The organism is Ancylobacter sp. Lp-2 (assembly GCF_020523795.1).
Lineage (GTDB): Bacteria > Pseudomonadota > Alphaproteobacteria > Rhizobiales > Xanthobacteraceae > Ancylobacter.
Window position 1 is genome coordinate 42931 of sequence record NZ_JAJALI010000012.1, and the last position, 21071, is coordinate 64001.

19 protein-coding genes and 1 tRNA gene are annotated in these 21071 nt (G+C 68.7%); 10 read left to right on the top strand and 10 right to left on the bottom strand.

From position 1 onward, the window contains the following. Positions 1-43: 43 nt before the first annotated feature. On the bottom strand, positions 44-1639 hold the full coding sequence (locus tag LGR54_RS22385) for an MFS transporter (protein WP_230364177.1): 1596 nt from the start codon (positions 1637-1639) through the stop codon (positions 44-46). Then, the gene (locus LGR54_RS22390) at positions 1636-2679 is read right to left on the bottom strand and encodes an HlyD family secretion protein (RefSeq protein WP_370638260.1); all 1044 of its coding nucleotides are present in this window, start codon (positions 2677-2679) and stop codon (positions 1636-1638) included. The genes LGR54_RS22385 and LGR54_RS22390 overlap by 4 nt, the downstream gene beginning before the upstream one ends. Before the next feature lie 254 nt (positions 2680-2933). On the opposite strand from LGR54_RS22390, the gene LGR54_RS22395 reads away from it, so the two are divergent. Together LGR54_RS22395 and LGR54_RS22400 are read left to right on the top strand one after the other, a co-directional pair. Further along, positions 2934-3410 carry a MarR family winged helix-turn-helix transcriptional regulator gene (locus tag LGR54_RS22395; RefSeq protein ID WP_230364178.1) on the top strand — a complete coding sequence of 159 codons (477 nt, stop codon included), beginning with the start codon at positions 2934-2936 and terminating at the stop codon, positions 3408-3410. Positions 3411-3610: 200 nt separating this feature from the next. Next, positions 3611-5416 (top strand): Na+/H+ antiporter, encoded by a 1806-nt coding sequence (locus LGR54_RS22400; RefSeq protein WP_230364179.1) that lies wholly within the window; start codon positions 3611-3613, stop codon positions 5414-5416. A 125-nt stretch (positions 5417-5541) separates the two neighbouring features. On the opposite strand, the gene LGR54_RS22405 is transcribed toward LGR54_RS22400, so the two are convergent. The 4 genes from LGR54_RS22405 to LGR54_RS22420 all read right to left on the bottom strand — a co-directional run bounded on the left by LGR54_RS22405 (position 5542) and on the right by LGR54_RS22420 (position 9878). Continuing rightward, positions 5542-6528, bottom strand: a complete 987-nt coding sequence (locus LGR54_RS22405; protein ID WP_230364180.1) for a L,D-transpeptidase — start codon at positions 6526-6528, stop codon at positions 5542-5544. A 261-nt stretch (positions 6529-6789) separates the two neighbouring features. Beyond that, positions 6790-6866, bottom strand: a tRNA-Arg gene (locus LGR54_RS22410). Positions 6867-7042: 176 nt separating this feature from the next. Then, positions 7043-8227: a glycosyl hydrolase gene (locus LGR54_RS22415; RefSeq protein ID WP_230364181.1), complete on the bottom strand. Its 1185-nt coding sequence runs from the start codon at positions 8225-8227 to the stop codon at positions 7043-7045. A gap of 91 nt (positions 8228-8318) precedes the next feature. Then, positions 8319-9878, bottom strand: a complete 1560-nt coding sequence (locus LGR54_RS22420) for a HAMP domain-containing sensor histidine kinase (protein ID WP_230364182.1) — start codon at positions 9876-9878, stop codon at positions 8319-8321. 1169 nt (positions 9879-11047) lie between these two features. Here LGR54_RS22420 and rpmH point away from each other — a divergent pair. From rpmH to LGR54_RS22455, 7 genes are all read left to right on the top strand, one after another. Then, positions 11048-11182 carry a 50S ribosomal protein L34 gene (gene rpmH, locus LGR54_RS22425; protein ID WP_213340341.1) on the top strand — a complete coding sequence of 45 codons (135 nt, stop codon included), beginning with the start codon at positions 11048-11050 and terminating at the stop codon, positions 11180-11182. A 117-nt stretch (positions 11183-11299) separates the two neighbouring features. Further along, entirely contained in the window at positions 11300-11725 is a 426-nt protein-coding gene (rnpA, locus tag LGR54_RS22430; RefSeq protein WP_230364183.1) for a ribonuclease P protein component, read from the top strand. Beyond that, a complete protein-coding gene (gene yidC, locus LGR54_RS22435) occupies positions 11715-13532 on the top strand; it encodes a membrane protein insertase YidC (RefSeq protein WP_230364184.1) in 1818 nt (605 codons plus the stop codon). Before rnpA ends, yidC begins: the two co-directional genes overlap by 11 nt. 190 nt (positions 13533-13722) lie before the next feature. Continuing rightward, positions 13723-14286 carry a YceI family protein gene (locus LGR54_RS22440; RefSeq protein WP_230364185.1) on the top strand — a complete coding sequence of 188 codons (564 nt, stop codon included), beginning with the start codon at positions 13723-13725 and terminating at the stop codon, positions 14284-14286. Continuing rightward, positions 14283-14816 (top strand): cytochrome b, encoded by a 534-nt coding sequence (locus tag LGR54_RS22445; protein ID WP_230364186.1) that lies wholly within the window; start codon positions 14283-14285, stop codon positions 14814-14816. Before LGR54_RS22440 ends, LGR54_RS22445 begins: the two co-directional genes overlap by 4 nt. A gap of 60 nt (positions 14817-14876) precedes the next feature. Next, positions 14877-15572, top strand: coding sequence for a ribosome biogenesis GTP-binding protein YihA/YsxC (gene yihA, locus LGR54_RS22450; RefSeq protein WP_230364187.1), 696 nt, complete (start codon positions 14877-14879; stop codon positions 15570-15572). A 113-nt stretch (positions 15573-15685) separates the two neighbouring features. Further along, the gene (locus LGR54_RS22455) at positions 15686-16759 is read left to right on the top strand and encodes an NAD(P)-dependent alcohol dehydrogenase (RefSeq protein ID WP_230364188.1); all 1074 of its coding nucleotides are present in this window, start codon (positions 15686-15688) and stop codon (positions 16757-16759) included. A 542-nt stretch (positions 16760-17301) separates the two neighbouring features. On the opposite strand, the gene LGR54_RS22460 is transcribed toward LGR54_RS22455, so the two are convergent. After that, entirely contained in the window at positions 17302-18339 is a 1038-nt protein-coding gene (locus LGR54_RS22460) for an aldo/keto reductase (RefSeq protein ID WP_230364189.1), read from the bottom strand. A 100-nt stretch (positions 18340-18439) separates the two neighbouring features. Here LGR54_RS22460 and LGR54_RS22465 point away from each other — a divergent pair, with 100 nt between their 5' ends. After that, positions 18440-19345 carry a LysR family transcriptional regulator gene (locus tag LGR54_RS22465; protein ID WP_230364190.1) on the top strand — a complete coding sequence of 302 codons (906 nt, stop codon included), beginning with the start codon at positions 18440-18442 and terminating at the stop codon, positions 19343-19345. 24 nt (positions 19346-19369) lie between these two features. On the opposite strand, the gene LGR54_RS22470 is transcribed toward LGR54_RS22465, so the two are convergent. The 3 genes from LGR54_RS22470 to hpf form a co-directional block, all read right to left on the bottom strand. Continuing rightward, positions 19370-19696, bottom strand: a complete 327-nt coding sequence (locus LGR54_RS22470; RefSeq protein ID WP_230364191.1) for an XRE family transcriptional regulator — start codon at positions 19694-19696, stop codon at positions 19370-19372. Positions 19697-19758: 62 nt separating this feature from the next. Then, positions 19759-20223 (bottom strand): PTS IIA-like nitrogen regulatory protein PtsN, encoded by a 465-nt coding sequence (ptsN, locus tag LGR54_RS22475; protein ID WP_230364192.1) that lies wholly within the window; start codon positions 20221-20223, stop codon positions 19759-19761. An 85-nt stretch (positions 20224-20308) separates the two neighbouring features. Next, positions 20309-20902: a ribosome hibernation-promoting factor, HPF/YfiA family gene (gene hpf / locus LGR54_RS22480; protein ID WP_230364193.1), complete on the bottom strand. Its 594-nt coding sequence runs from the start codon at positions 20900-20902 to the stop codon at positions 20309-20311. Positions 20903-21071 lie beyond the last annotated feature (169 nt).

A 21071-nucleotide genomic window follows, 5' to 3' on the forward strand; every position in this document is an offset into this window, starting at 1 on the left:
CTAGAGATGCGTCCGCGAGATATGTGCCTTGCAGCGCCAGCCCTCATGCCAGCGATCGGCGGGGGACAAGCGGTCCCGGTGGCGGCGCCTTCATGAACGCCACCAGCAGCAGGGCCGCCAGCGCCAGCCAGTAGCAAAGCTGGAAGCCGTCGATATAGGCGAGCACATTGGCCTGCTGCTTCACCAGCGATGCCAGCGTGCCGAGCGCTCGCTGATGGGCCGACCCGGCATCGAAGGGCGCGAAGCGATTGGCGAGCGCCGTCACGGTTTGCTCGACGGAGGCCTCGCCATCCGACACGTGCTGGCCGAGCTGGTGGGAATGCACCTGCTCGCGGATCCTGAGCCAGGTCATCATCAAGGCGAGGCCGATCTGGGCGCCGCCCAGGCGAAGCACCTGGATGTAGGCGGAGAAGGCTGTCGCGCGCTTGGGATTGGCGTTGCTCAGCGCGATGACGATGATGGCGACGAAGGTCAGCCCGTGGCCGGCCGATTGCAGCAGGGTGAGCGGCACGAAGTCGTCCAGCCGCCACACCCCCGTCAGACGCGTCGCCAGCAGGCTCGCAAGCGCGAAGGCGCCGAGACCGAGCGTCAGCACGATGCGGGCATCGATCCGCCGCAGCAGGAACACCGCCAGCACGGTGAAGCCGACCAGCGGCAGCGCGACAGAGCCGAACAGCAAGTCGCCGGTCTGTTCCGGCCGCAGCGCGCCGATCACGTCGAGGAAGTTGGGAACCAGCAGGCCGTTCGACACGCTGGTCAGGGTGAACAGCACGGTGACGCCCAGCATGAGCAGGATGTTGCGCGACATCAGCACCTTCGCGCTGGCCCAGGGCTCGGGATGCAGCAATTCGTTGATCCAGAACGCCACGATCAGCGCCGCGCCGCCCGCCAGCGTCGCCACCACCGTTCCCGATTCCAGCCAGTCGAGCCGGTTGCCCTGGTCGAGCCCGACATAGATCAGGGTGAGCCCGGCGCCGAACAGCAGCATGCCGCCCCAATCCGCATGGACGAGCAGCCCGCGATCCACCCGCTCGCGGGGCACGCCGACATAGACCAGCACCGCCATGACCGGCGCGACGAGCGCGTCCTGCCAATACATCCACTGCCAGCCCAGCGTCTGCACGTAATAGCCCCCAAGTGCCGCGCCGGAATTCAAGGTGAAGGCGGACCGGAAGGCATAGAGCGCGATGGCCGGCAGCCACCATTGCAGGGAGAGATTGCGCAGAATGATGAGCAGCGTCGCCGGCACGAAGACGCCAAGCAGCAGTCCACGCGCGACATGCAGGGCAACCAGTAGTTCGTAGTGGCGCACGAACGGGATCAGCAGCGAGATCGCGGCATAGACCAGGCTGGGCACGCCGAGCAGGCGCCGGACCCCGAAGGTGGTGGCCAGCCACGCCACCGCCGGCGCGATCAGGATCTGCGGCGCCAGCGCGGCGGTGCTCAGCCAGCCGCCTTCGTCGTAGCCGAGTGCGAAGCCGCCCCGCAGATCGGCGAGCCCGACCGTGAACAGGCGGCTGTCGAAGGCCGCGAGGAACGTGCCGACCATCACCGCGGCCACCGCGAAGCCCGGGTGATGCGAGCGCGCCCCGCGCGTCACTGGGTTGTCGGCGGGCCGATCCGGCGATGGCGCGCTCATGGCTGCGCCGCCATCCGGGCTCCACGATCGGTGCGGATCGCCGTGACCACCGACATGCCCGGCCGCAGCCGCTCCAGCGCCGCCTGCCCTTCGTCAATGGCGATCCGTACCGGAATGCGCTGAACCACCTTGGTGAAATTGCCGGTCGCGTTGTCGGGCGGCAGCAGCGCGAATTGCGAGCCGCTCGCCGGTGCGATCTGTTCGACATGCCCGCGCAGGGCGACATCGGGCAGGCCATCCACGGTGATGTCGACCGGCTGGCCCACGGCGACGTTGGGCAGCTGGGTTTCCTTATAGTTGGCGATGACATGGACATGCGGCAGCGGCACCAGCGCGATGACGCTGGCGCCGGCAGAGACATAGCTGCCGGCCTGCACCAGTCGCTCGCCGACCACGCCGTCCGCCGGTGCGACGATCCGCGTATAGTCGAGCTGCAGCCTCGCCGCCTTCAGCGTCGCCTGCGCCGCCGCCTGTTCCGCCTCCTGCTGGCGCCGGGTGCCGGAGAGCACGTCCAACTGCCGGCTTTGCGCGGTCAGGGAGGCCTCGGCGGCCTTCAGGTCCGCCTGCGCCGTCACATGCGCCGCGATCGCCTGCTCGACGCGCTGCTTGGTGCCGGAACCGGTCGGCAGCAGCGCTTCCTGGCGCTGCCGCTCCTGCCGGCTTTCAAGTTCCTTGGCCACGGCCGAGGCACGTGCGGCATCCGCCTGCTCGATGACCGCGCGCTGGAGCGCGATCTGGTTCGCGAGGTTGGCAAGGGTCGCCTCCGTTGCGGCGACATTGGCCTCCGCCTTGGCGACGGCGGCGGCGTTGTCGGCCGGATCGATCTCGGCGATGAAGTCCCCGGCCCGGACACGCTGGAAGTCCCGGACCCGAAAGCTCTGGACGACGCCGGAGATGCGGCTGGCGACCCGGATGTTCTCCGCGCGGACCTGCGCGTCGTCGGTCGTTTGGACGGCAGCGAGGCCGACCCAGTCGTTCCAGTGCCCGGCCGAGTACCGCACCAGGGCGAGCACCACAGCGAGGACAAACAGGGGAATCAACAGACCCCGCAGCAGGCGGCGCGTGGCCTGGCCCCTGCCCGCCCCTGCATGGAGATGGGCATGAGACCCGGCGCCATCGACGGTGGGCGCAGCCGAGGAAACGCCATTAGTGGCCGGACGGGAAGAGGTGCCGGAGGTAGCCATGTTCGATACCGATCGACATGTTTCCGCGAGGGAAACATATTGCATTGCTGAAATTCAGTAATGCAACTATCATGGTCGACATATGGTGCGCAATTGGAGATCGGCCACAGATGGATACGCCTCCGGAAGACGATATCGGCCACCTGCCGGGATTCCTGATCCGGCGCTGCAATCAGGTCGCCATGGCGATCTTCCTCGACGAGACGTCCGGGTTTGACCTCAGCCCGGCACAATATGGGGCCTTGTCGGTGGTAGCCGCCGACCCCGGCATCGATCAGACACGCCTGATGGAGCGCTCCGCGCTCGATCGCTCCTCGGTCACCAAATGCGTCGAGCGCCTGGAGGCACGTGGCCTTATCCGTCGCGAGGTGGATGCTGCCGACCGGCGCGTGCGTCGGCTTTATGTGACCGAGCAGGGGCAAAACCTACGCCACGCCGTGCGGGAGCACGTGTTGCGCAGTCAGGCACGGCTCCTCGCCCCGTTGGGCGCCGAACGCGCGACGCTGCTGCTCGCCATGCTCAAGGAATTGGCCGATTCCCACAACGCGGCGAGCCGGGTCCCCTTGCGAGACATCGACGCCGCCTGAGCCCGCCCGCGCATGCGGCAGGCCGAAATCATGAATAGAGCCCTTATCGGCGCTCTCCTCGCGCACGGCGCCCCTCGGCGCGCCGGCTTCCACGGGCGCCTCCGCAACATGCCATCGAGGAGGCCGCCGCAGTAGCGCGCCGCCCGCCGGCTATTCGCGGCCACAGCCCTCAAGCGACAGCGGTCGAAACCGCAGCCGCGATGTGGATCGAAAAGAACCCTGGAGCCCGGCACGGCATCTTCCGCTTCGGCGGTCGCACTACCTCTCCCTTCCTCCCCGGCTCCGACGTCTCCTCCCACCGCCGCCGGATCACTCCCCGAGTGAGGGGCGATCAAACCCGACACGGCACGTGTCTCTCGGTGAGACTCATGAATCTGCTCTGGACCATTCTCGTTCTGCTGGTCGGCGTCGTCGCCACGCACTGGATCAACCGAGCGGTGGGAGGACGCATCGCATTGCCGCTCATCCAGATCGCGGCCGGCGCCCTTATCGGCTGCGTCACCGATTTCGGCGTGCAGCTGCAGCCGGAGCTGTTCTTCCTGCTGTTCCTGCCGCCGCTTCTGTTCCTCGACGGCTGGCGGGTACCGAAACGCGACCTGCAGGAGAATGCCACGATTGTTCTGTCCTTCGCCTTCGGGCTGGTCTTTTTCAGCGTATTTGGCGTCGGACTGCTGCTGCAGGCGATCCTGCCCGCCATGCCTTTGTCGGTCTGCTTCGCGTTGGCGGCGGTCCTCTCGCCCACCGATGTCGTGGCGGCCACCGCCATGGTGACCGACGTGCCGATTCCGCGTCGGCTGTTGCGCATTCTGGAAGGCGAGGCCCTGTTCAACGACGCCTCGGGTCTGATCTGCCTGCGCGTGGCCATTGCCGTGACGATGACCGGCACCTTTCCGTTCTGGCCGTCGCTGGGCGGGCTGGTCTGGGCGGCGATCGGCGGCATCGCGCTCGGCCTCGCCCTCAGCCGGGCAATCGCCTCCGTCAAATTATGGGTCGCGGCGCGGTTGGGGGAGCACACCTCGTCGCAGATCCTCATCAGCCTGCTGACGCCCTATGGCGCCTATCTGCTTGCCGCCGCCATCGGCTGCTCGCCGGTGCTCGCCTCGGTCGCCGCCGGTCTGATGATGAGTTGGATCGAGGTCAGCGGCCAGACGCTCGCCATCACCCGCATCCGCCGCAATGCCGTGTGGGAGACACTGCAATTCGCCCTCAACGGCTCGATCTTTCTGCTGCTCGGCGAGCAACTGCCAAGCATATTGCCACGGGTCGATGCCGGGGCCGCCGAAAGCGGCCATGCTGGGCTCGGCTGGCTGGCGGTCTATGTGCTGACCGTCATCGTGGCGCTGGCGGTGCTGCGCTTTGTCTGGATCTGGATCTCGGTCCTCATCTGGCTTCGCTTCCACCCGGCGCCCGCTCGCGGCCGGCGCCTGCCGAACACACGCTTGGTCCTCGCGATGTCGGTGGCGGGCGTCCGGGGTGCCGTCACCCTGGCCGGAGCGCTCAGCCTGCCGCTCGTGTTGCCCGACGGCCTGCCCTTCCCCTCCCGCGATCTCGCCATACTGATCGCCGCCGGGGTGATACTCGGCTCGCTCGTCCTCGCCAATATCGGCCTGCCGCGGCTGCTGAAGGGCATTTCCCTGCCGCCGGAGCCCCGCGAAGATCAGCAGGAGCGCATGGCGCGTATCGAGGCCGCTCGGGCGGCGATCACCGCGCTGGGCCGGGCCGGAGAACACGAAGGTATCCAGGAGGGGCGCCACCTGACAGCCGTCGCCCTGGTCGCCGACTACTACCAGCATCGTCTGGCGCAACTGCAGCCGGAGGCGCAGGCGGCACGCGACGAGGAGACGCTGCACGATGAGGAACGGCTGCACGTACTGGCTTTGAAGGCGGAGAGCACGACGATCATCGACATGGTGCGCAGCCATCGCATATCGAGCGACCTCGCGCGCAAATTGCTGCGCGAAACCGATCTGGCGCAAGCCGCCTTCGAAACCGCGGCCGAAGGCTGAGCCAGCGCGAATCTGGATTGGCGCCGAGATGCCGACGATCATTTCGGGCAAGGACGTCGCAAGCACGCCAGGGGGCCCGCGGCCTTCGGCCACTGGAAACACCAGACCCGCTGTCGATATCGGCGTTACTCCACGAATCGCACCGGCAGCCCCTTCCTCGCCAGAGCGGCCAGTTCTTCCACGTCCCAATTCGTCAGCCGAACGCAGCCATGAGACGACGTCTTGCTGACCTTGCTCGGCTCAGGCGTCCCGTGGATCCCGAAGGTCGGTTTCGAAAGCGCGATCCATACCGTACCGACGGGATTGTTCGGCCCCCGGGGCAGCACGAGTTTCCGCTTGTTGCGGCCCTGCTGGAAGTTCTTCTGGGGATCGTAGTGATAAGTCGGATTCTTCACGATCCGCTCGACGGTGTACTCGCCGGTCGGCGAAGGCGTGTCATCGCTGCCGATCGTCGCCGGATAGCTCGCGAGGACGAGGTCGCCCGGGCCATAGACGGACACCATGCCGGTCGTCTTGTTCGCCTCGATCCGTTCCGCCGCGACATAAGCCGGTGCGCGATCAACCGACACCACGACGATCCGCTCGCCGATCTTGCGAAATTTCGCTTTGGGATTCAGCTCGTTGAGCAGGCCTTCGCTCATATGAAAGCGCTCGGCCAGCATCTCCAACGGGTTGGTGTAGGCAAGGCGCCTCAGCCGCGCCTGTCGCGCATAATCCCGTGGTATGGAACGGACAAAGCGGGCCGAAACGTCCTTCCTCGAGAGCGTGTAACTGACGACGATTCCACCATTGGAACCCGCGGTAAGCGCCACCCATGTCCTTTGGTCGAGGTCATCGCCGTCACCGGGACCATTCCCGCGACGGAACTGCGCCAACGCCTTGCGAAAATTCTTGCCATCCAGTCCGTCGATCTCGCCCGGGGAGATGCTGCGCCGGCTGAGCAGAACCTGGGCCGCGACAATCAGCGGATCCGGCCGAGCGACGTTCTTCCCGCTCCTAGCGGGCATTTCCCGGAATTCGGCGGTGTTCACGCTTTCGGCAGTCAGCGCGAATCCGACGCTGCTGGAAAGAGCGAGGACGATCGCTGAGGCGAGGGCGATGAGGATCTTCATGTGCGATCCCTGACGACAGTCACCTCAACACGCCGGGCCGCCCTTCGTTCCACGCCGAGGGCGACGTCATGGCCTGAGGCCGGGCACAGCCAGATCACGACCACCCACCGCTACAATCGCGTCACCTTTGAAGAAGACCGCCTGCGTCGCCGAACTGCGCGTCGCGAGCCGTAAGAACGAGGCGTGAACCAATCGCTGGAACGTCTGGAATGTCTCACTTTCCCCAGAGTGGGGGAAACCCTTGCAGGTAAAGTGTTAGAGTGGCGCGCCCGAAAGGATTCGAACCTCTGACCCCCAGATTCGTAGTCTGGTGCTCTATCCAGCTGAGCTACGGGCGCCCGGCCGGGGTCGTAAGACCCGCTGGCCTTCGTCGCGGAGGCGGTACCCCTCGCGAGAGGCCCGTCAGCTACCCCGTTTCCGCAGACAATGCAACATCCCTGTCGCAATGGATCGCGGGGAAAGCCGATCCGCTTGTGGAAAGATTTTCGCGCGCCACACCGGCGGAACGTCGCGCTCACCGCACCTCGAACGGCAGATTCGCCGTCGCGGCCGCGCCGCGGCCATCACGAATCTCGACGAAAAGTCGATATTTTCCAACGGGTAACGCCCGCACCCGCGCGCCATTCTCCGTCGCGACGACGGCATCGGCCATCACCTCGGCGTCCGGTTCGAAATCGCCGGCAACGGTGCGGATGCGGGATTCCTGCCGGACGACCCAACGAATGTCCAAACGATCGCCATCGGGATCGCTTGCCGCCAGCTCCACCTGCCAAGGCTCGGAAGCTCCGACGCTGGCATAGGGCTGGGAGGGGTTCGCGACGAGGCGTAGAGCGGCGATGCGCGGGGCATGGTTGCCCTCCGGCGTCCGGCCGCCCCACGCCTCCGCCATCGATTCGGCGGCCTCGGTCCATTCGCCGGAAGGCAGGCGCAGGCTGTGCCAGCTCGGCGTCACCTCCTGCTTCCAGCCCCAGAAAAATAGAATGATACCAACGCCTTGCTTGTCCAGCGCCGCGATATAGCGCCTCAGCTCGATCGCCTTCTGGGTGGAGGTCAGCTCAAAGGGCGCGCCCCAGGGGGCGGTGGCGGCCTGCCACTGACCGCGCGCGCCGAGCTCGGTGATGACGATGGGTCCGGTCCAGCCCTGGTCGCGGGCGCGGGCGACGACGGAATAAAGCGCGTCGCCATAAGCATTTATGCCGAGCACATCGATGCTCGGCGCCGCCACGCGCAGCTTCGCCACCTTGTCGGCGCCGGTCTCGGCCAGCACGGCGATGCGCGGATGCGCGGGATCGGCGGCCTTCACCATCGCCGCCACCTCCTCGATGGCGGGCCAGACGGCACCGTCGTCGGCCAGCTCGGATTCGACCTCGTTGCCGATGCCCCACATCAGCAAGGCCGGATGATCCTTATATTTCTCAACGGTTTGGCTGAAGTCGGCGAGCTGCTTGTCCACGAAAGCGCGGTCGGCATAGTCGACGCCGCGACGGGGATGCTCGACCCACAGGCCGACGATCACCTTCAAGCCCGCCTGCTGCGCGGCATCGAGCACCGGGCCGGGATCGCCGCCATAGGTGCGCACCGTGGTGGCGCCGAGGCCGGCGAGCTCGCCGAGTTGCTGCTCCCCCGCCGCGCCGCGAATCGCGAAGGCCTTTCCGTCGACGACGACCTGCGTGCCGGAGACACTGACGGGGGCGGCCATCGCGGCTCCGGGTAGTGCAGTGAGGTGGACGATCAGACCAATAAGGCCGATCAGACCGGCGATCAGGGTACGCGCCGACCGGCGCCGGGAATCAGCCATGCGACCGCAGCGCCCGGTGAGCCTCGAGATCGACCGGGCGGTCGGGAATGCGCAGCTGGAAGGTAGCGCCGATGGTGCCGGGCACCAGGCGGATCTCGCCGCCATGCGCCTGCATCAGCTCGGCGGCGATGGCGAGGCCGAGGCCGGTGCCGCCGCGCCGCGCCGAGCCCTGGAAGGCCTCGAACAGGTGCACCCGCGCCGCCTCCGGCACGCCGGGGCCGGTATCGGCGACCTCGACCACCACGGTGGAGCCCTCGCGGCGGCCGGTGACGCGGATCTGGTCGCGCAGCGGGTCGTTGGGGGCGCGGGCGGCGAGCGCCTCCACGGCGTTGCGGCAGAGATTCAGCAGCACACGGAACAACTGGTCGGGATCGGCGTCGACCTTGAGGCCGCGCTCCACCGAATCCACCCAGCCGATGGCGGCGCCGTCCTCGGCGCTTAGCCCCAGCGTCGCCTGCACGTCGGCGATCAGCGGCGCCAGCGCCACCATGCGCCGCTCCGGCGGCGGCTCCTGCGCCTTGCCGTAGGCGAGCGTGTGCTCGCAATAGGCGATGGCACGGTCGAGCGCCGCCTCGAGCTTCGGCGCGAAGCGCTGCACGGCGGGATCGCGGATCATGGCGAGCCGGTCGGAAAGCAGCTGCACCGAGGCGAGCAGGTTGCGCAAATCGTGGTTGATCTTGGAGACGGCCAGCCCCAGCGCCGCCAGCCGGCTCTTCTGCTGCAGCGTCTCGCGGATCTGCCGCTGCATCTCGGTGAATTCGCGCTCCGCCTGGCCGATCTCGTCCATGCGGGCGGTGGGATCGAGCGCCGCCGGCAGCGCGCCGGGCGCCTCGCGGAAGGCGACCATGCGCTGGGTGAGCCGGCGCATCGGCCGCACGAACATCCAGGCGAGGCCGAGATAGATCAGCCCGCCGGTCAGCGCGGCGATGATCAGCGACACCAGCACCAGGTTGCGGGTGAAGCGCAGCATGGCCTTGCGCAGCGGCGTCTCGTCGATGACGATCTCGACGAAGCCGCCGAGCCGCGGCGGGGTGCCGACCACGCGGATGATCCGCCCGTCGGGCGCGAACAGCGTGTCCACCGCCTCGCTCACCGCCTGCCACGGCCCGACATCGCGCAGGTCGACATGCAGGTCGACCTCCGGCGGCATGTCGGTGGAGGCGAGCAGCCGGCGGGTATCGTTGCGCTTCAGCGCGACGGTGATGGCGCCGACGCTGCCCAGCAGCTCGCGGGTGAGATCGGGCGGCACCATCTCCTGCGGCGCCACGTCCAGCACCAGCGCGGCGGTGCGGGCGGCGGCGAGCCGGTCCGACAGCCAGTTGACCCGGTAGGCGGCGATCGACGGCACGATGATCAAAAGTTCCGCCAGCACCACGAAGGCGACGGTGAAGGCCAGCAGCTTGCCGGACAGGCCGAGATGGCGGGACGGCCTCCGCGCTGCCGTCCCCGGCGCGCCGGCCGGCCGCGCAGCCGTCTCCGCCGCCGCCGCGGACGGCAGCGTGCGCTCGGAGAGCGCAGCCAGAGGCGAAGCGGCATCGAGAGGCGTCGTCATCGCAGCCTTATCTGGTCATGGCCGGCCCTACGGCCAGAGACGCACGTCGGCGCGTCGCACGGAATCGTGAAAAGCATATAGGAGCGAATGCGGCCATGGCGAGGCCGCGCCGGGTACCGACCCGGCAAGGTCGTTCAAAATGGCCCTTCGTGATGAAGTCCGCAGGCCAACCGGCCGAGCCCCCCGGCGCAGGCTGGCGGCGATTCCGGCCGCCGGGCCGGGGATCGTCCGGGACATGATCCCCCGTGCCGGAAAGATCATCGAAAAGACGATTCCCCGGCCTCGATCGGGAAGCGATCCCGGAAGCCTCGGGGGAACCAAAGCCTGGAGGAAACACTGCCCGGCCGATGCAGGCGGCATGACGACCGGCGCCGGCTGGGCCTCGCTTCGGTGATTCTCTCACCCGGCGCCTCGCCATCAGGCCGAGCGGAGGAGCCGCCAGCGCTACACACGGCATGCGCCGCCGCCCCGGCATCGGCACGTTTCGCAAGCCGCCGGAGGGAACGGCGTGCGATAGGGGTCGCGTTTCCGATCGCGCCGCGCGCCCTCGCTTGCCGCCCCTTCGATCCTCACCGGCAGCATCGCGCCCCCGGCGCCGTCCACCTTCCCCTACGGGAGAAGGACGCGTCGCGAGGCGCCGGCAGCCGGCCGCCGGCCGCAACGTCTTGAACCGTGGCGAGGAACCTTCTCGCCGCCACGATAGAACAGCACCGCACCGGCATCCGGTTCGAGGCGAAACGCGCGACCGGCACCGTGCGGCCGAGGCCGGTCGCATGCCGGCCCTTGCAGGATTGGGGCTTGGGTGAGCCATGCGGCGTCGAAGAACGTCCGCCGCTCCCCGAACGTCGGGGGCTGCCCTCCGCTGCCGATTGGGATATGCATCACGCTCTCATGCGCCTGCTCTTGCGCGGCGCGGGGATCCCGCCAGGCCGCCGCCCTGCGACGCCGCATGACGCCGCCGCCCCGCCTCGCGAGAGACGCAGAGGAATGGGACAAGGCGCGTTGACTTGTCTGCCTCCTCCCCCTATAAGCCGCCTCCGAACCTCGGCTGCCCTGGCGGCCGGGCTGCCTCTCATATTGACGCAAGAGTGCCGCACCATCGTTGCGGCCGGCGGTCGAGGGGGGCATTCCGGTCCCGGGCGGCATAACCAGACTGCGGAGAGACACCCGTGAAGCGCACCTATCAACCGAGCAAGCTCGTGCGCGCCCGCCGGCACGGTTTTCGTGCGCGCATGGCGACCCGTAACGGCCGCAAGATCATTGCCGCCCGCCGCGCGCATGGTCGCAAGCGCCTGTCGGCCTGATCCGATCCCTGACATGACCGCGACGCCTGCCGCCGCGGTCATCCTGTCTCTGGTCGAGAGGGCTGAGATGGCACGGGCTGGGGTCAGCCTCGCCCTCGCCTGAGGAACGGCGCCCTTATGGACCGGCTCGTCAAGCGCAAGGACTTCCTCGCCGCCGCCGGCGGGCTCCGGGCCAATTCCGGGCCGCTGCTGCTGCAGGCCCGCGACCGCGCCGATGACGGCGCCGCGCGCATCGGCCTCACCGTTACCAAGAAGCATGGCAATGCCGTGGAGCGGAACCGGATCCGGCGCCGCCTGCGTGAAGCCGTGCGCGCCGCCCTGCCCCGTGTGGCGCGGCCCGGTTTCGACTATGTGATCGTCGCCCGGCGCGCCACGCTTTCCACGCGCTTCACCGACCTCATAAACGACATCGAGCGGGGCATAACCCGCCTCCATTCTGGGAACCGGCGCCGGCACCCGCCCGCGCGGCCCCAACCTGCCGCGGCGCCAGCCGCTGCGCAGGTGACCGCGCACGCCGACGGAGAGACTGCGCATGACGAGTGAAAACCGCAACATGATCGTCGCCATCGTCATGTCGATGGCTGTGTTGCTGGCCTGGCAGTACTTCTCGGGCATCCCGCAAATGGAGGCCCAGCGTCAGGCACAGCAGCAGACGGCGCAGCAGAGCCAGCAGGCGGCCGCCCCGGCGGCGCCGGGCGCGCCCTCCGATGCCTCCGCCCCCGCGCCGGCCGCCGTCGCCACCAAGGCGCTGACCCGCGAGGAAGCCCTCGCCCGCACGCCGCGCGTCGCCATCGACACCCCGAGCGTCACCGGCTCGGTGTCGCTGCGCGGTGGCCGCATCGACGACCTGTCGCTGAAGAACTACCGCGAGACGGTGCAGCCGAACTCGCCGATCATCGTGCTGCTGTCGCCCTCCGGCGGACCGAACCCGTTCTATGCCGAGTTCGGCTGGGTCGCCGCCTCCGGCTCCAATGTGAAGCTGCCGGCCCCGGACGCGCTGTGGACCGCCCCCGAAGGCGCCAAGCTGACCACCGAGACCCCGCTCACCCTCACCTATGACAATGGCGAGGGGCAGGTCTTCCGTCGCACCCTCTCCATCGACGCCAACTACATGTTCCATGTGGTCGACGAGGTGGAGAACAACGGGTCGGCCGCGGTGGCGCTGCATCCCTTCGCGCTGGTCTCGCGCCACGGCACCCCGCACACGCTCGGCTACTACATCCTGCATGAAGGCCTGATCGGCGTGACCTCCGAGGGCGGCCTGCACGAGATCAAGTACAAGGACATCGCCGACCGGAAGACCGAGACCTTCAACTCGACCGGCGGCTGGCTCGGCATCACCGACAAGTACTGGGCGGCGACCGTCATCCCGGATTCCGCCGAGAAGGTGCAGGCGCGCTTCTCCGCCGCGCAGAACGGCACCGACCTCACCTACCAGACCGACTTCCTCGGCGACGCCGTCACGGTCGAACCGGGCGCCAAGGCCACCCGCGACGGCCGGCTGTTCGCCGGCGCCAAGGTGGTGCGCCTCGTCGACGGCTACCAGGCGCAGTACAATATCGACCGCTTCGACCGGCTGATCGACTGGGGCTGGTTCTACTTCATCACCAAGCCGCTCTTCGTCGTCATCGACTGGATCTATCACCTCGTCGGCAATTTCGGCATCGCCATCCTCGTGGTGACCGTGCTGATCAAGGGCATCTTCTTCCCGCTCGCCAACAAGAGCTACGCCTCGATGGCGAAGATGAAGGCGGTGCAGCCGGAGATCCAGGCGCTGCGCGAGCGCTATGGCGACGACCGCACCAAGCTCCAGCAGGAGATGATGGAGATCTACAAGAAGGAGAAGATCAACCCGATCGCCGGGTGTCTTCCGATCCTGATCCAGATCCCCGTCTTCTTCGCGCTCTACAAGACGCTGTTCGTCACCATCGAAATGCGGCACGCGCCGTTCTTCGGCTGGATCAAGGACCTCTCGGCGCCGGATCCGACCACGCTGTTCAACCTGTTCGGCCTGATCCCGTGGGACCCGTCGCAGGTGCCGATGATCGGCCACTTCCTGATGCTCGGCATCTGGCCGATCATCATGGGCTGCACCATGTGGGCGCAGATGAAGCTCAACCCGGCCCCGCCGGATCCGACCCAGAAGATGATCTTCGACTGGATGCCGCTGATCTTCACCTTCATGCTGGCCTCCTTCGCCTCCGGCCTCGTCATCTACTGGGCCTGGAACAACACCCTCTCGGTGCTGCAGCAATCGGTGATCATGCGCCGCAACGGCGTGAAGGTGGAGCTCTGGGACAATCTCAAGAGCACCCTTCGCCTCGGCCGCAAGAAGGCCGGAACGGGCTAGCGACCCGGCCGACACGGCAAGCGACACGGACGGCGGGAACGGCCAGGTGGCGGTTCCCGCCGTTTTCGTTTGCGCGGGCCGCGCGCCGCCCGTCATAGGCACACATCCGCGCGATCTGCCTCGCCACCCGGACGGGGCGGGTATAGAATACCCGTCTGGTCCCGAGGCGTTCCCGTCCTGAGGTGATCCGATGCGGCAGGTCACTGTGAAAGGCTTCGCCGTCGCCGCCCTGCTTCTCGTGGCGGGGGTGCCGTTGCGCGCCGATCCCTATCGCATCGACCCGTCGCAGACCCAGATCGCCTTCGAGATCGGCGCCAAGGGTTATCCGCTCACCCATGGCGTGTTCCGCCGCTTCACCTCCCAGCTATCCATCGATCCCGACCGGCCGCAGCGCTCCACGGTGCGGTTTTCGGTCGCCGCCGCCTCGCTCGACACCCGCTCGCCGGCGCTCGACACCTATGTGCGCGGCCCGGCCTTTCTCGATTCCGACCGCCATCCCGACATCCGCTTCACCTCCACCTCGGTGGAGAAGCTCGACGACCGCTCGGTGCGCGTGACCGGCAACATGACGCTGCTCGGCACCACGAGGCCCGAGAGCTTCACCGTCGAGGTCAAGCGCGACGGCGGGCGCGGCTTCAGCTTCCACGCCGAATTCGGGGTGCGGCGCTCGCTCTACGGCATGACCGCCGGCCTGCCGCTGGTCGCCGACGATGTGCGCATCATCGTCGCCGCGCATGCGGACGGCTCGCAATGACGGCACCGCGCCACTGGAGCCTGCCGCTGCGGCTGCTGCACTGGCTGATGGCGGCGCTCATATTGGCGCTGCTGGCGGTGGGCTGGTCGATGACGCATGTGCAGCGCGACCTCGGCACCAGCTTCGCGCTCTATCAGTGGCACAAATCCTACGGGCTGCTGGTGCTGCCGCTGCTGGCGCTGCGCCTCCTCGCGCGGCTCGCCCCGGCGCCGCCGCCAGTCGAGCACTCCCGCCTCGAACGGCGGGCGGCGAAGGTGGCGCATCTCAGCTTCTACGCGCTGATGCTCGCGGTACCCATGAGCGGCTGGCTGATGGCGGCATCCTCGCCGCTGGCCCTGCCGACACGGCCGTTCGAACTGTTCACCCTGCCGGCGCCGGTCGGCCCCGACGAGGCGCTGTTCGAGCGGCTGCAGCTCCTGCACGAGGTGCTCGCCTATGCGCTGCTGGCGCTGCTGGCCGTGCATGTGCTGGCCGTGCTGAAGCACCAGCTGGTCGATCGCGACGGCATTCTGCGGCGGATCAGCTTCTGATCGGCACTCACGGGGCCGCAACGGCTTGCGCAACGGCGCCGGGCGGCGGATAAGCGGGCCATGAGCACCGACATTCCCAACGCCGACACCTCCCCCGAGGCCGCCGCCCGCGCGGCCGAGCAGGCCGCGCTGATCGAGGCCGGCCGCAAGCTGTTCGCCGGCGAGTGGAACTTCCTCACCGCCGCCCCGACCATCGAGACGCTGCCGGCGATGCGCGGCATCGAGATCGCTTTTGCCGGACGCTCCAATGTCGGCAAGTCGAGCCTCGTCAACGCGCTGACCGGCCGCAAGGCACTGGCGCGCACCTCGGTGACGCCGGGCCGCACGCAGGAGCTGATCTTCTTCGGCCTCGGGCCGGACCTGACGCTGGTCGACATGCCCGGCTACGGCTTCGCGCAGGCGCCGAAGGAGAAGGTCGACGCCTGGACGGCGACCATCCACGCCTATCTGCGCGGCCGCGCCAATCTCGCCCGCGTCTTCGTGCTGATCGATTCCCGCCACGGGCTGAAGCCGATCGATCTCGGCGTGCTCGACGGGCTCGACAAGGCGGCGGTGTCCTACGCCATCGTGCTGACCAAGGCCGACCAGCTGAAGAAGGACGAGCTCGCCACCCGCCTCGAGGAGACGCAGGCCGCGCTCACCCGCCGGCCGGCGGCGTTCCCGGTGGTGTTCCCGACCTCCTCGCGCGAGGGTGCCGGCATGCCGGAGCTGCGCGCCGCGGTGGTGACGCTGATGCGCGAGCGCGGGATTTCCTGAAGCTTGGCCGGCATGGGCCCCGCGCCCGCCTGCGAAGCCGGCAATTGACCCGTGTCATGTTCTTCCCCAGCCCGGCATGCATAGTGGTGCCCGCCTAGCTGAGGAGGAACGCCATGCCCCGCATGAAAGCCGCCATCTTCGTCGAGAAGGGACGCATCGTCCTCGACGACAAGCCGATCCCCGATGTCGGCCCGCTCGACGCGCTGCTGCGCGTCACCACCACCACCATCTGCGGCACCGACGTCCACATCCTCAAGGGCGAGTACCCGGTCGAGAAGGGCCTGACCATCGGCCACGAGCCGGTGGGCGTCATCGAGAAGCTCGGCTCGGCGGTGACCGGCTATCGCGAGGGTCAGCGAGTGATCGCCGGCGCCATCACCCCGTCCGGCCATTCCTATGCCTGTCTGTGCGGCTGCGGCTCGCAGGACGGGCCGGGCACGAAGCACGGCTTCAAGGCGATGGGCGGCTGGAAGTTCGGCAACACCATCGACGGCGCGCAGGCGGAATATGTGCTGGTGCCCGACGCGCTCGCCAACCTCGCCCCGGTGCCCGGTCATCTCAGCGACGACGAGGTGCTGATGTGCCCGGACATCATGTCGACCGGCTTCTCCGGCGCCGAATCCGGCGCGGTGCAGATCGGCGACCATGTGGCGGTGTTCGCGCTCGGCCCGATCGGCCTGTGCGCGGTGGCCGGCGCGAAGCTGAAGGGCGCGACGAAGATCATCGGCGTCGACACCGTGCCGGAGCGGCTGGCCATCGCCAAGCAGCTCGGCTGTTCCGACGTGGTCGACTTCAAGGCCGGCGACGTGGTGGAGCAGATCCTGGCGCTGACCGACGGGCGCGGCGTCGACGTCGCCATCGAGGCGCTGGGCACGCAGGGCACCTTCGAATCGGCGCTCAGGGTGTTGCGGCCGGGCGGCACGCTGTCCTCGCTCGGCGTCTATTCGACCGACCTGAAGATCCCGCTCGGCGCGTTTTCCGCCGGGCTCGGTGACACCAAGATCGTCACCACGCTGTGCCCCGGCGGCAAGGAGCGCATGCGCCGGCTGATGGACGTGATCGCCGCCGGCCGGGTCGACCTGAAACCGCTGGTGACGCACCGCTTCAAGCTCGACGACATCGAGGCCGCCTATGAGCTGTTCGCCAACCAGCGCGACGGCGTGCTGAAGGTGGCGATCACGCCATAGGGGGTGCTTGAGGCCTCTATTCTCTCTTCCTCCCCTCTCCCAGACGGGGCGAGGGGCCTTCTTCGCCTCCCAATGTCGTCGTCCCTCACCGACCCGCCGGGCGGCCCACCTCTCCGTCGAAACCGGAAGTCCCCGGTTTCGACATCCTCGGGAGCAAACCCGGCAGAGGCGGGGTTCGGTCGGGGAAAGGCAAGGAAAGATACAGAACGCGACGGATATTCGCAGGCTGCTGATTCCGCCCCCTCACGTCGCAACAGCGGGCACGGCCGCTTCTCGCCCTCCCCCATCGAACTCGGCTGATGCCGAGCTCGATCTTCTAGAAGTCAAACTCGGCATCAGCCGAGGTTGATGGAGAGGGATGGGGTGAGGGCCTTCTTCGCTTCTCAATGTCGTCGCCCCTCACCGACCCGCTTCGCGGGCCACCTCTCCCCAACGGGGGGAGGGAAAGACGATGGCACTCCACGGCGCCACATTCGGCCGACACGACCGCCGGGGGCACGCTGGCCAGTGGAGGCGGGGCGGACATGTCGGCATGCAGCCCCTCACCCCGCCATCGGCGGGTCGAGGCGGGCGAAGCCGGCCTGGCGGCGATAGGGGAAGGCGGGATAGGGCGCGGTCACCGCGCTCGCCGCGTCGAGCCGGGCGATCTGCCCGGCGTCGAGCGCCCAGCCCACCGCGCCGAGATTGTCGATGAGCTGCGCCTCGTTGCGGGCACCGAGGATCACCGAGGCGACGGTCGGCCGTTGCAGCAGCCAGTTGATGGCGATCTGCGGCACGCTGCGGCCGGTCTCCCCAGCCAGCTCGTCCAGCACGTCGACGATGCGATAGAGCCGCTCCTCCTCGACCGGCGGGCCGAACTCCGCCGTCGCGTTGAGCCGGCTGCCGGCCGGCAGCGACGCGCCGCGCCGGACCTTGCCGGTGAGCCGACCCCAGCCGAGCGGGCTCCACACCAGCGCCCCCAGCCCCTGATCGGCGCCGAGCGGCATCAGCTCCCACTCATAGTCGCGGCCGACCAGCGAATAATAGACCTGGTTGGCGACATAACGCGGCCAGCCATGCCGCTCGCTGGCCGCCAGCGCCTTCATGATCTGCCAGCCAGCGAAATTCGACACCCCGATATAGCGCAGCTTGCCAGCGCGGATCAGCGTATCGAGCGTCGACAGCACCTCCTCGACCGGCGTCGCCGCGTCGAAGGCATGTAGCTGGAACAGGTCGATATAGTCGGTGCCGAGCCGGACGAGCGCCTCGTCCACCGCGCGCAGCAGGCGCGGGCGCGAGGTGCCGGCCTCGTTCGGCCCCTCCCCGGTCGGCAGCCCGGCCTTGGTGGAGATCAGCACCTTGTCGCGCCGGCCACGGATCGCCTCGCCCAGCACCCGCTCCGAGGCGCCGTCGGAATAGACGTCGGCAGTGTCGAACAGGTTCACCCCGGCGTCGAGGCAGATGTCGACGAGGCGGCGCGCCTCGGTCGCGTCGGCGGTGCCCCAATGGCCGAACAGCGGCCCGGTGCCGCCGAAGGTGCCGGCACCGAAGGAAAGCGCCGGTACCTTCAGGCCCGAGCGTCCAAGCGGGCGATAATCCATGGCAGGTTCCTTCCATCATTCTGCTGCCGAGAAGATGGAGCCGCCCACATTTGTGAGATAGACTGCCGATCGGCACAGCATCTGTGAGTTGGAAGACCGAATGGCGCGCGGCGAGATCAACCGCTCCGGCGAGATGGAAGTGTTCGTGCGGGTGGTGGAGCAGGGCGGCTTTTCCGCCGCCGCCCGCGCCAGCCGGATGACGCCCTCGGCGGTGAGCAAGCTGGTGGCCCGGCTGGAGGCGCGGCTGGGCTCGCGCCTCGTCACCCGCTCGACCCGCCGGCTGGAGCTCACCCCGGAAGGCTGCGCCTTCTACGAGCGCGCGGCGCGCATCCTCGCCGACATCGAGGAGGCCGAGCGTAGCGCCGGTGCCGGCGAGCGGCCGGCGGGACGGATCAGGATCAGCACCAGCGCCTCCTATGGCGCGCATGTGCTGGCGCCGCTGCTGCCGGACTTCCTCGCCCGCCACCCCGGCGTCAGCCTCGACATCGTCGAGACCGACGCGGTGATCGACCTGCTCGCCGAGCGGGTGGACGTCGCCATTCGCGCCGGCGAGCTGAAGGCGTCCAGCCTGCTCGCCCGCCGGCTCGGCGATGCCGGCAAGGTGATCGTCGCCGCGCCCGCCTATCTGGCGCAGGCCGGCACGCCCCGGCGCGCCGCCGATCTCGACGCGCACATCCGCATCGGCTTCGGCTATAAGCGGGCGGTGGAGGACTGGCCGCTGCGGGAGGACGGGCGGGAAGTGACGCTGCCGCCCTCGGCCCGGGTGCAGGCGAGTGACGGCGAGGGCGTCCGCCGGCTGGCGGTGGCCGGCGTCGGGCTGGCGCGGCTCGCCACCTTCACCGTGCGGGCCGACATCGCGGCGGGGCGGCTGGTGCCGGTGCTGGAGGCGCTGAATCCCGGCGACCGCGAGAGCTTCCACGCCGTGCATCCCGGCAGCGGCGGACCGCTGCCGGCGCGGGTGCGGGCGCTGATCGACTTCCTCGCCGAGCGCGGCCGGGTGACGTGAGCCGGCCGCTCGCCCTCGCCTGCGTCAAACGTCGTTGGCGGAGGACAGGTTCTCCGGCTGGATATAGGACGGCGTCGAGCGCAGCCGCAGGCCCGGCCCGCCACCGGCGCTCGGCAGGCCGGCATCGATGAACTCGACCCCGGCATGCTCCAGCGCCCGGCGCATGCGCACGCTCTCATTGGGATCCTCGCCGTCGCCGGGCTCGCGGCCCTGCTCGAACGCCTCGACATAGGCGGCGGTCACCCCGGAATGGCCGGCGAGATCCTCCACCTTCCAGCCGAGCATGGCGCGGGCGGCGCGGCACTGTTCGGCGCCGAGCGCCGGGACGCCGGAATCGAGCGGATCGGCCATGGAACTCTCCTGATGAAACGGAAGCGAGGATGCCGGCGCCGCGCCGGCACTCGCGACGCCGCTCAGGCGGCGTTGGAGGCGGCGGTGCCGTTGAGGATGGCGTAGATCGCGGCGGCGTCGTGCGAGGTGCGCAGCTTCTTGGCGGCCTCGGGGTCGCGCAGCAGCCGTGCCACGCGGGCGAGCGCCTTCAGATGGTCGGCTCCCGCCGCCTCCGGCGCCAGGAGCAGGAAGACGAGATCCACCGGCTCGCCGTCCAGCGCCTCGAAGTCGATCGGCTTGTCCAGCCGCGCGAACAGGCCGAACAGCTTGTCCATCTTGGCCAGCTTGCCGTGCGGGATGGCGATGCCGTTGCCGACCCCGGTGGAGCCCAGCCGCTCGCGCGAATTGAGCGTGTCGAAAATCTCGCGCTCGTCGCGGTTCAGAAGGCCGGCGGCCTTGGCCGAGAGTTCCTGCAACGCCTGCTTCTTGCTGCCGACCCGCAGGGCGGGAAACACCGCAGGCAGAGAGAGAATATCGTTCAGGGCCATAGCGCGATCCGGATGGAGAGCGTGGGCGTTTGGCGGACGCGGGACGGGACGAACCCGCCCGCGCTCCGAGGGTGACGACGGGAGATCAATGCACGTCTTCCACGGCGGCGAGCGGCGGATCGATCCAGCCGACATGGCCGTCGGTCCGGCGATACACCACGTTGACGCGGCCATGGCTGGCATGGCGGAACACCAGCACCGCCGCGCCGGTGAAGTCGAGTTCCAGCACCGCGTCGCTGACCGCGAGGCGCGGCATGTCGGCGGTCGCCTCGGCCACCACGGTCGGGCTCCAGCCGTCGAGCGCCTCGCCGTCCTCGTGGTCGGGGGTCTCGAAGACCGTGAGCGGCACCGTCTCGGGCCCGCCGGCCTGCGCCTCGCCATTCGGCGCGCGGCGCTTCACCCGGCTCTTGTAGCGGCGCAGGCGCGTCTCGATGCGCTCCACCGCCGCGTCGGCACTGGAATAGGGATCCTGGGCGCCGCCATGCGCCTGCAGGATAGCGCCGCTGTCGAGATGCAGCGCGCAGTCCGAGCGATAGCCGGACCCCTCTCGCGCGACGGTGACGTGGCCGGACCAGCCGCCGTCGAAATACTTGTCCATGACATCGGCCAAGCGGTCGGAAACCCGCTGGCGCAATGCCTCTCCAACGTCGAGATTTTTGCCAGAAACCCGCAGCGGCATCGTGACTCGTCCCTCTGCTGGGGCATGAGCGGGGAGAACTACGTGCACAACGCTCCTCCCGCCTGTTGCCCGAACCCCCTACTTGCCCGGCCGGTGCCTTTAAGAGGTAGGAGCCGTGAGGGAAAGTGTCAACGTAAACCGAGGTGTACCGCCCGGCGGCGCACAGTTT

Excerpts from the sequence above, each read along its gene's own strand:
- LGR54_RS22385 (WP_230364177.1), bottom strand. The coding sequence starts at position 1,639 with ATGAGCGCGCCATCGCCGGATCGGCCCGCCGACAACCCAGTGACGCGC.
- LGR54_RS22395 (WP_230364178.1), top strand. The coding sequence starts at position 2,934 with ATGGATACGCCTCCGGAAGACGATATCGGCCACCTGCCGGGATTCCTG.
- LGR54_RS22400 (WP_230364179.1), top strand. The coding sequence starts at position 3,611 with ATGTGGATCGAAAAGAACCCTGGAGCCCGGCACGGCATCTTCCGCTTC.
- LGR54_RS22405 (WP_230364180.1), bottom strand. The coding sequence starts at position 6,528 with ATGAAGATCCTCATCGCCCTCGCCTCAGCGATCGTCCTCGCTCTTTCC.
- LGR54_RS22415 (WP_230364181.1), bottom strand. The coding sequence starts at position 8,227 with ATGGCCGCCCCCGTCAGTGTCTCCGGCACGCAGGTCGTCGTCGACGGA.
- LGR54_RS22420 (WP_230364182.1), bottom strand. The coding sequence starts at position 9,878 with ATGACGACGCCTCTCGATGCCGCTTCGCCTCTGGCTGCGCTCTCCGAG.
- rnpA (WP_230364183.1), top strand. The coding sequence starts at position 11,300 with ATGGACCGGCTCGTCAAGCGCAAGGACTTCCTCGCCGCCGCCGGCGGG.
- yidC (WP_230364184.1), top strand. The coding sequence starts at position 11,715 with ATGACGAGTGAAAACCGCAACATGATCGTCGCCATCGTCATGTCGATG.
- LGR54_RS22440 (WP_230364185.1), top strand. The coding sequence starts at position 13,723 with ATGCGGCAGGTCACTGTGAAAGGCTTCGCCGTCGCCGCCCTGCTTCTC.
- LGR54_RS22445 (WP_230364186.1), top strand. The coding sequence starts at position 14,283 with ATGACGGCACCGCGCCACTGGAGCCTGCCGCTGCGGCTGCTGCACTGG.
- yihA (WP_230364187.1), top strand. The coding sequence starts at position 14,877 with ATGAGCACCGACATTCCCAACGCCGACACCTCCCCCGAGGCCGCCGCC.
- LGR54_RS22455 (WP_230364188.1), top strand. The coding sequence starts at position 15,686 with ATGCCCCGCATGAAAGCCGCCATCTTCGTCGAGAAGGGACGCATCGTC.
- LGR54_RS22460 (WP_230364189.1), bottom strand. The coding sequence starts at position 18,339 with ATGGATTATCGCCCGCTTGGACGCTCGGGCCTGAAGGTACCGGCGCTT.
- LGR54_RS22465 (WP_230364190.1), top strand. The coding sequence starts at position 18,440 with ATGGCGCGCGGCGAGATCAACCGCTCCGGCGAGATGGAAGTGTTCGTG.
- LGR54_RS22470 (WP_230364191.1), bottom strand. The coding sequence starts at position 19,696 with ATGGCCGATCCGCTCGATTCCGGCGTCCCGGCGCTCGGCGCCGAACAG.
- ptsN (WP_230364192.1), bottom strand. The coding sequence starts at position 20,223 with ATGGCCCTGAACGATATTCTCTCTCTGCCTGCGGTGTTTCCCGCCCTG.
- hpf (WP_230364193.1), bottom strand. The coding sequence starts at position 20,902 with ATGCCGCTGCGGGTTTCTGGCAAAAATCTCGACGTTGGAGAGGCATTG.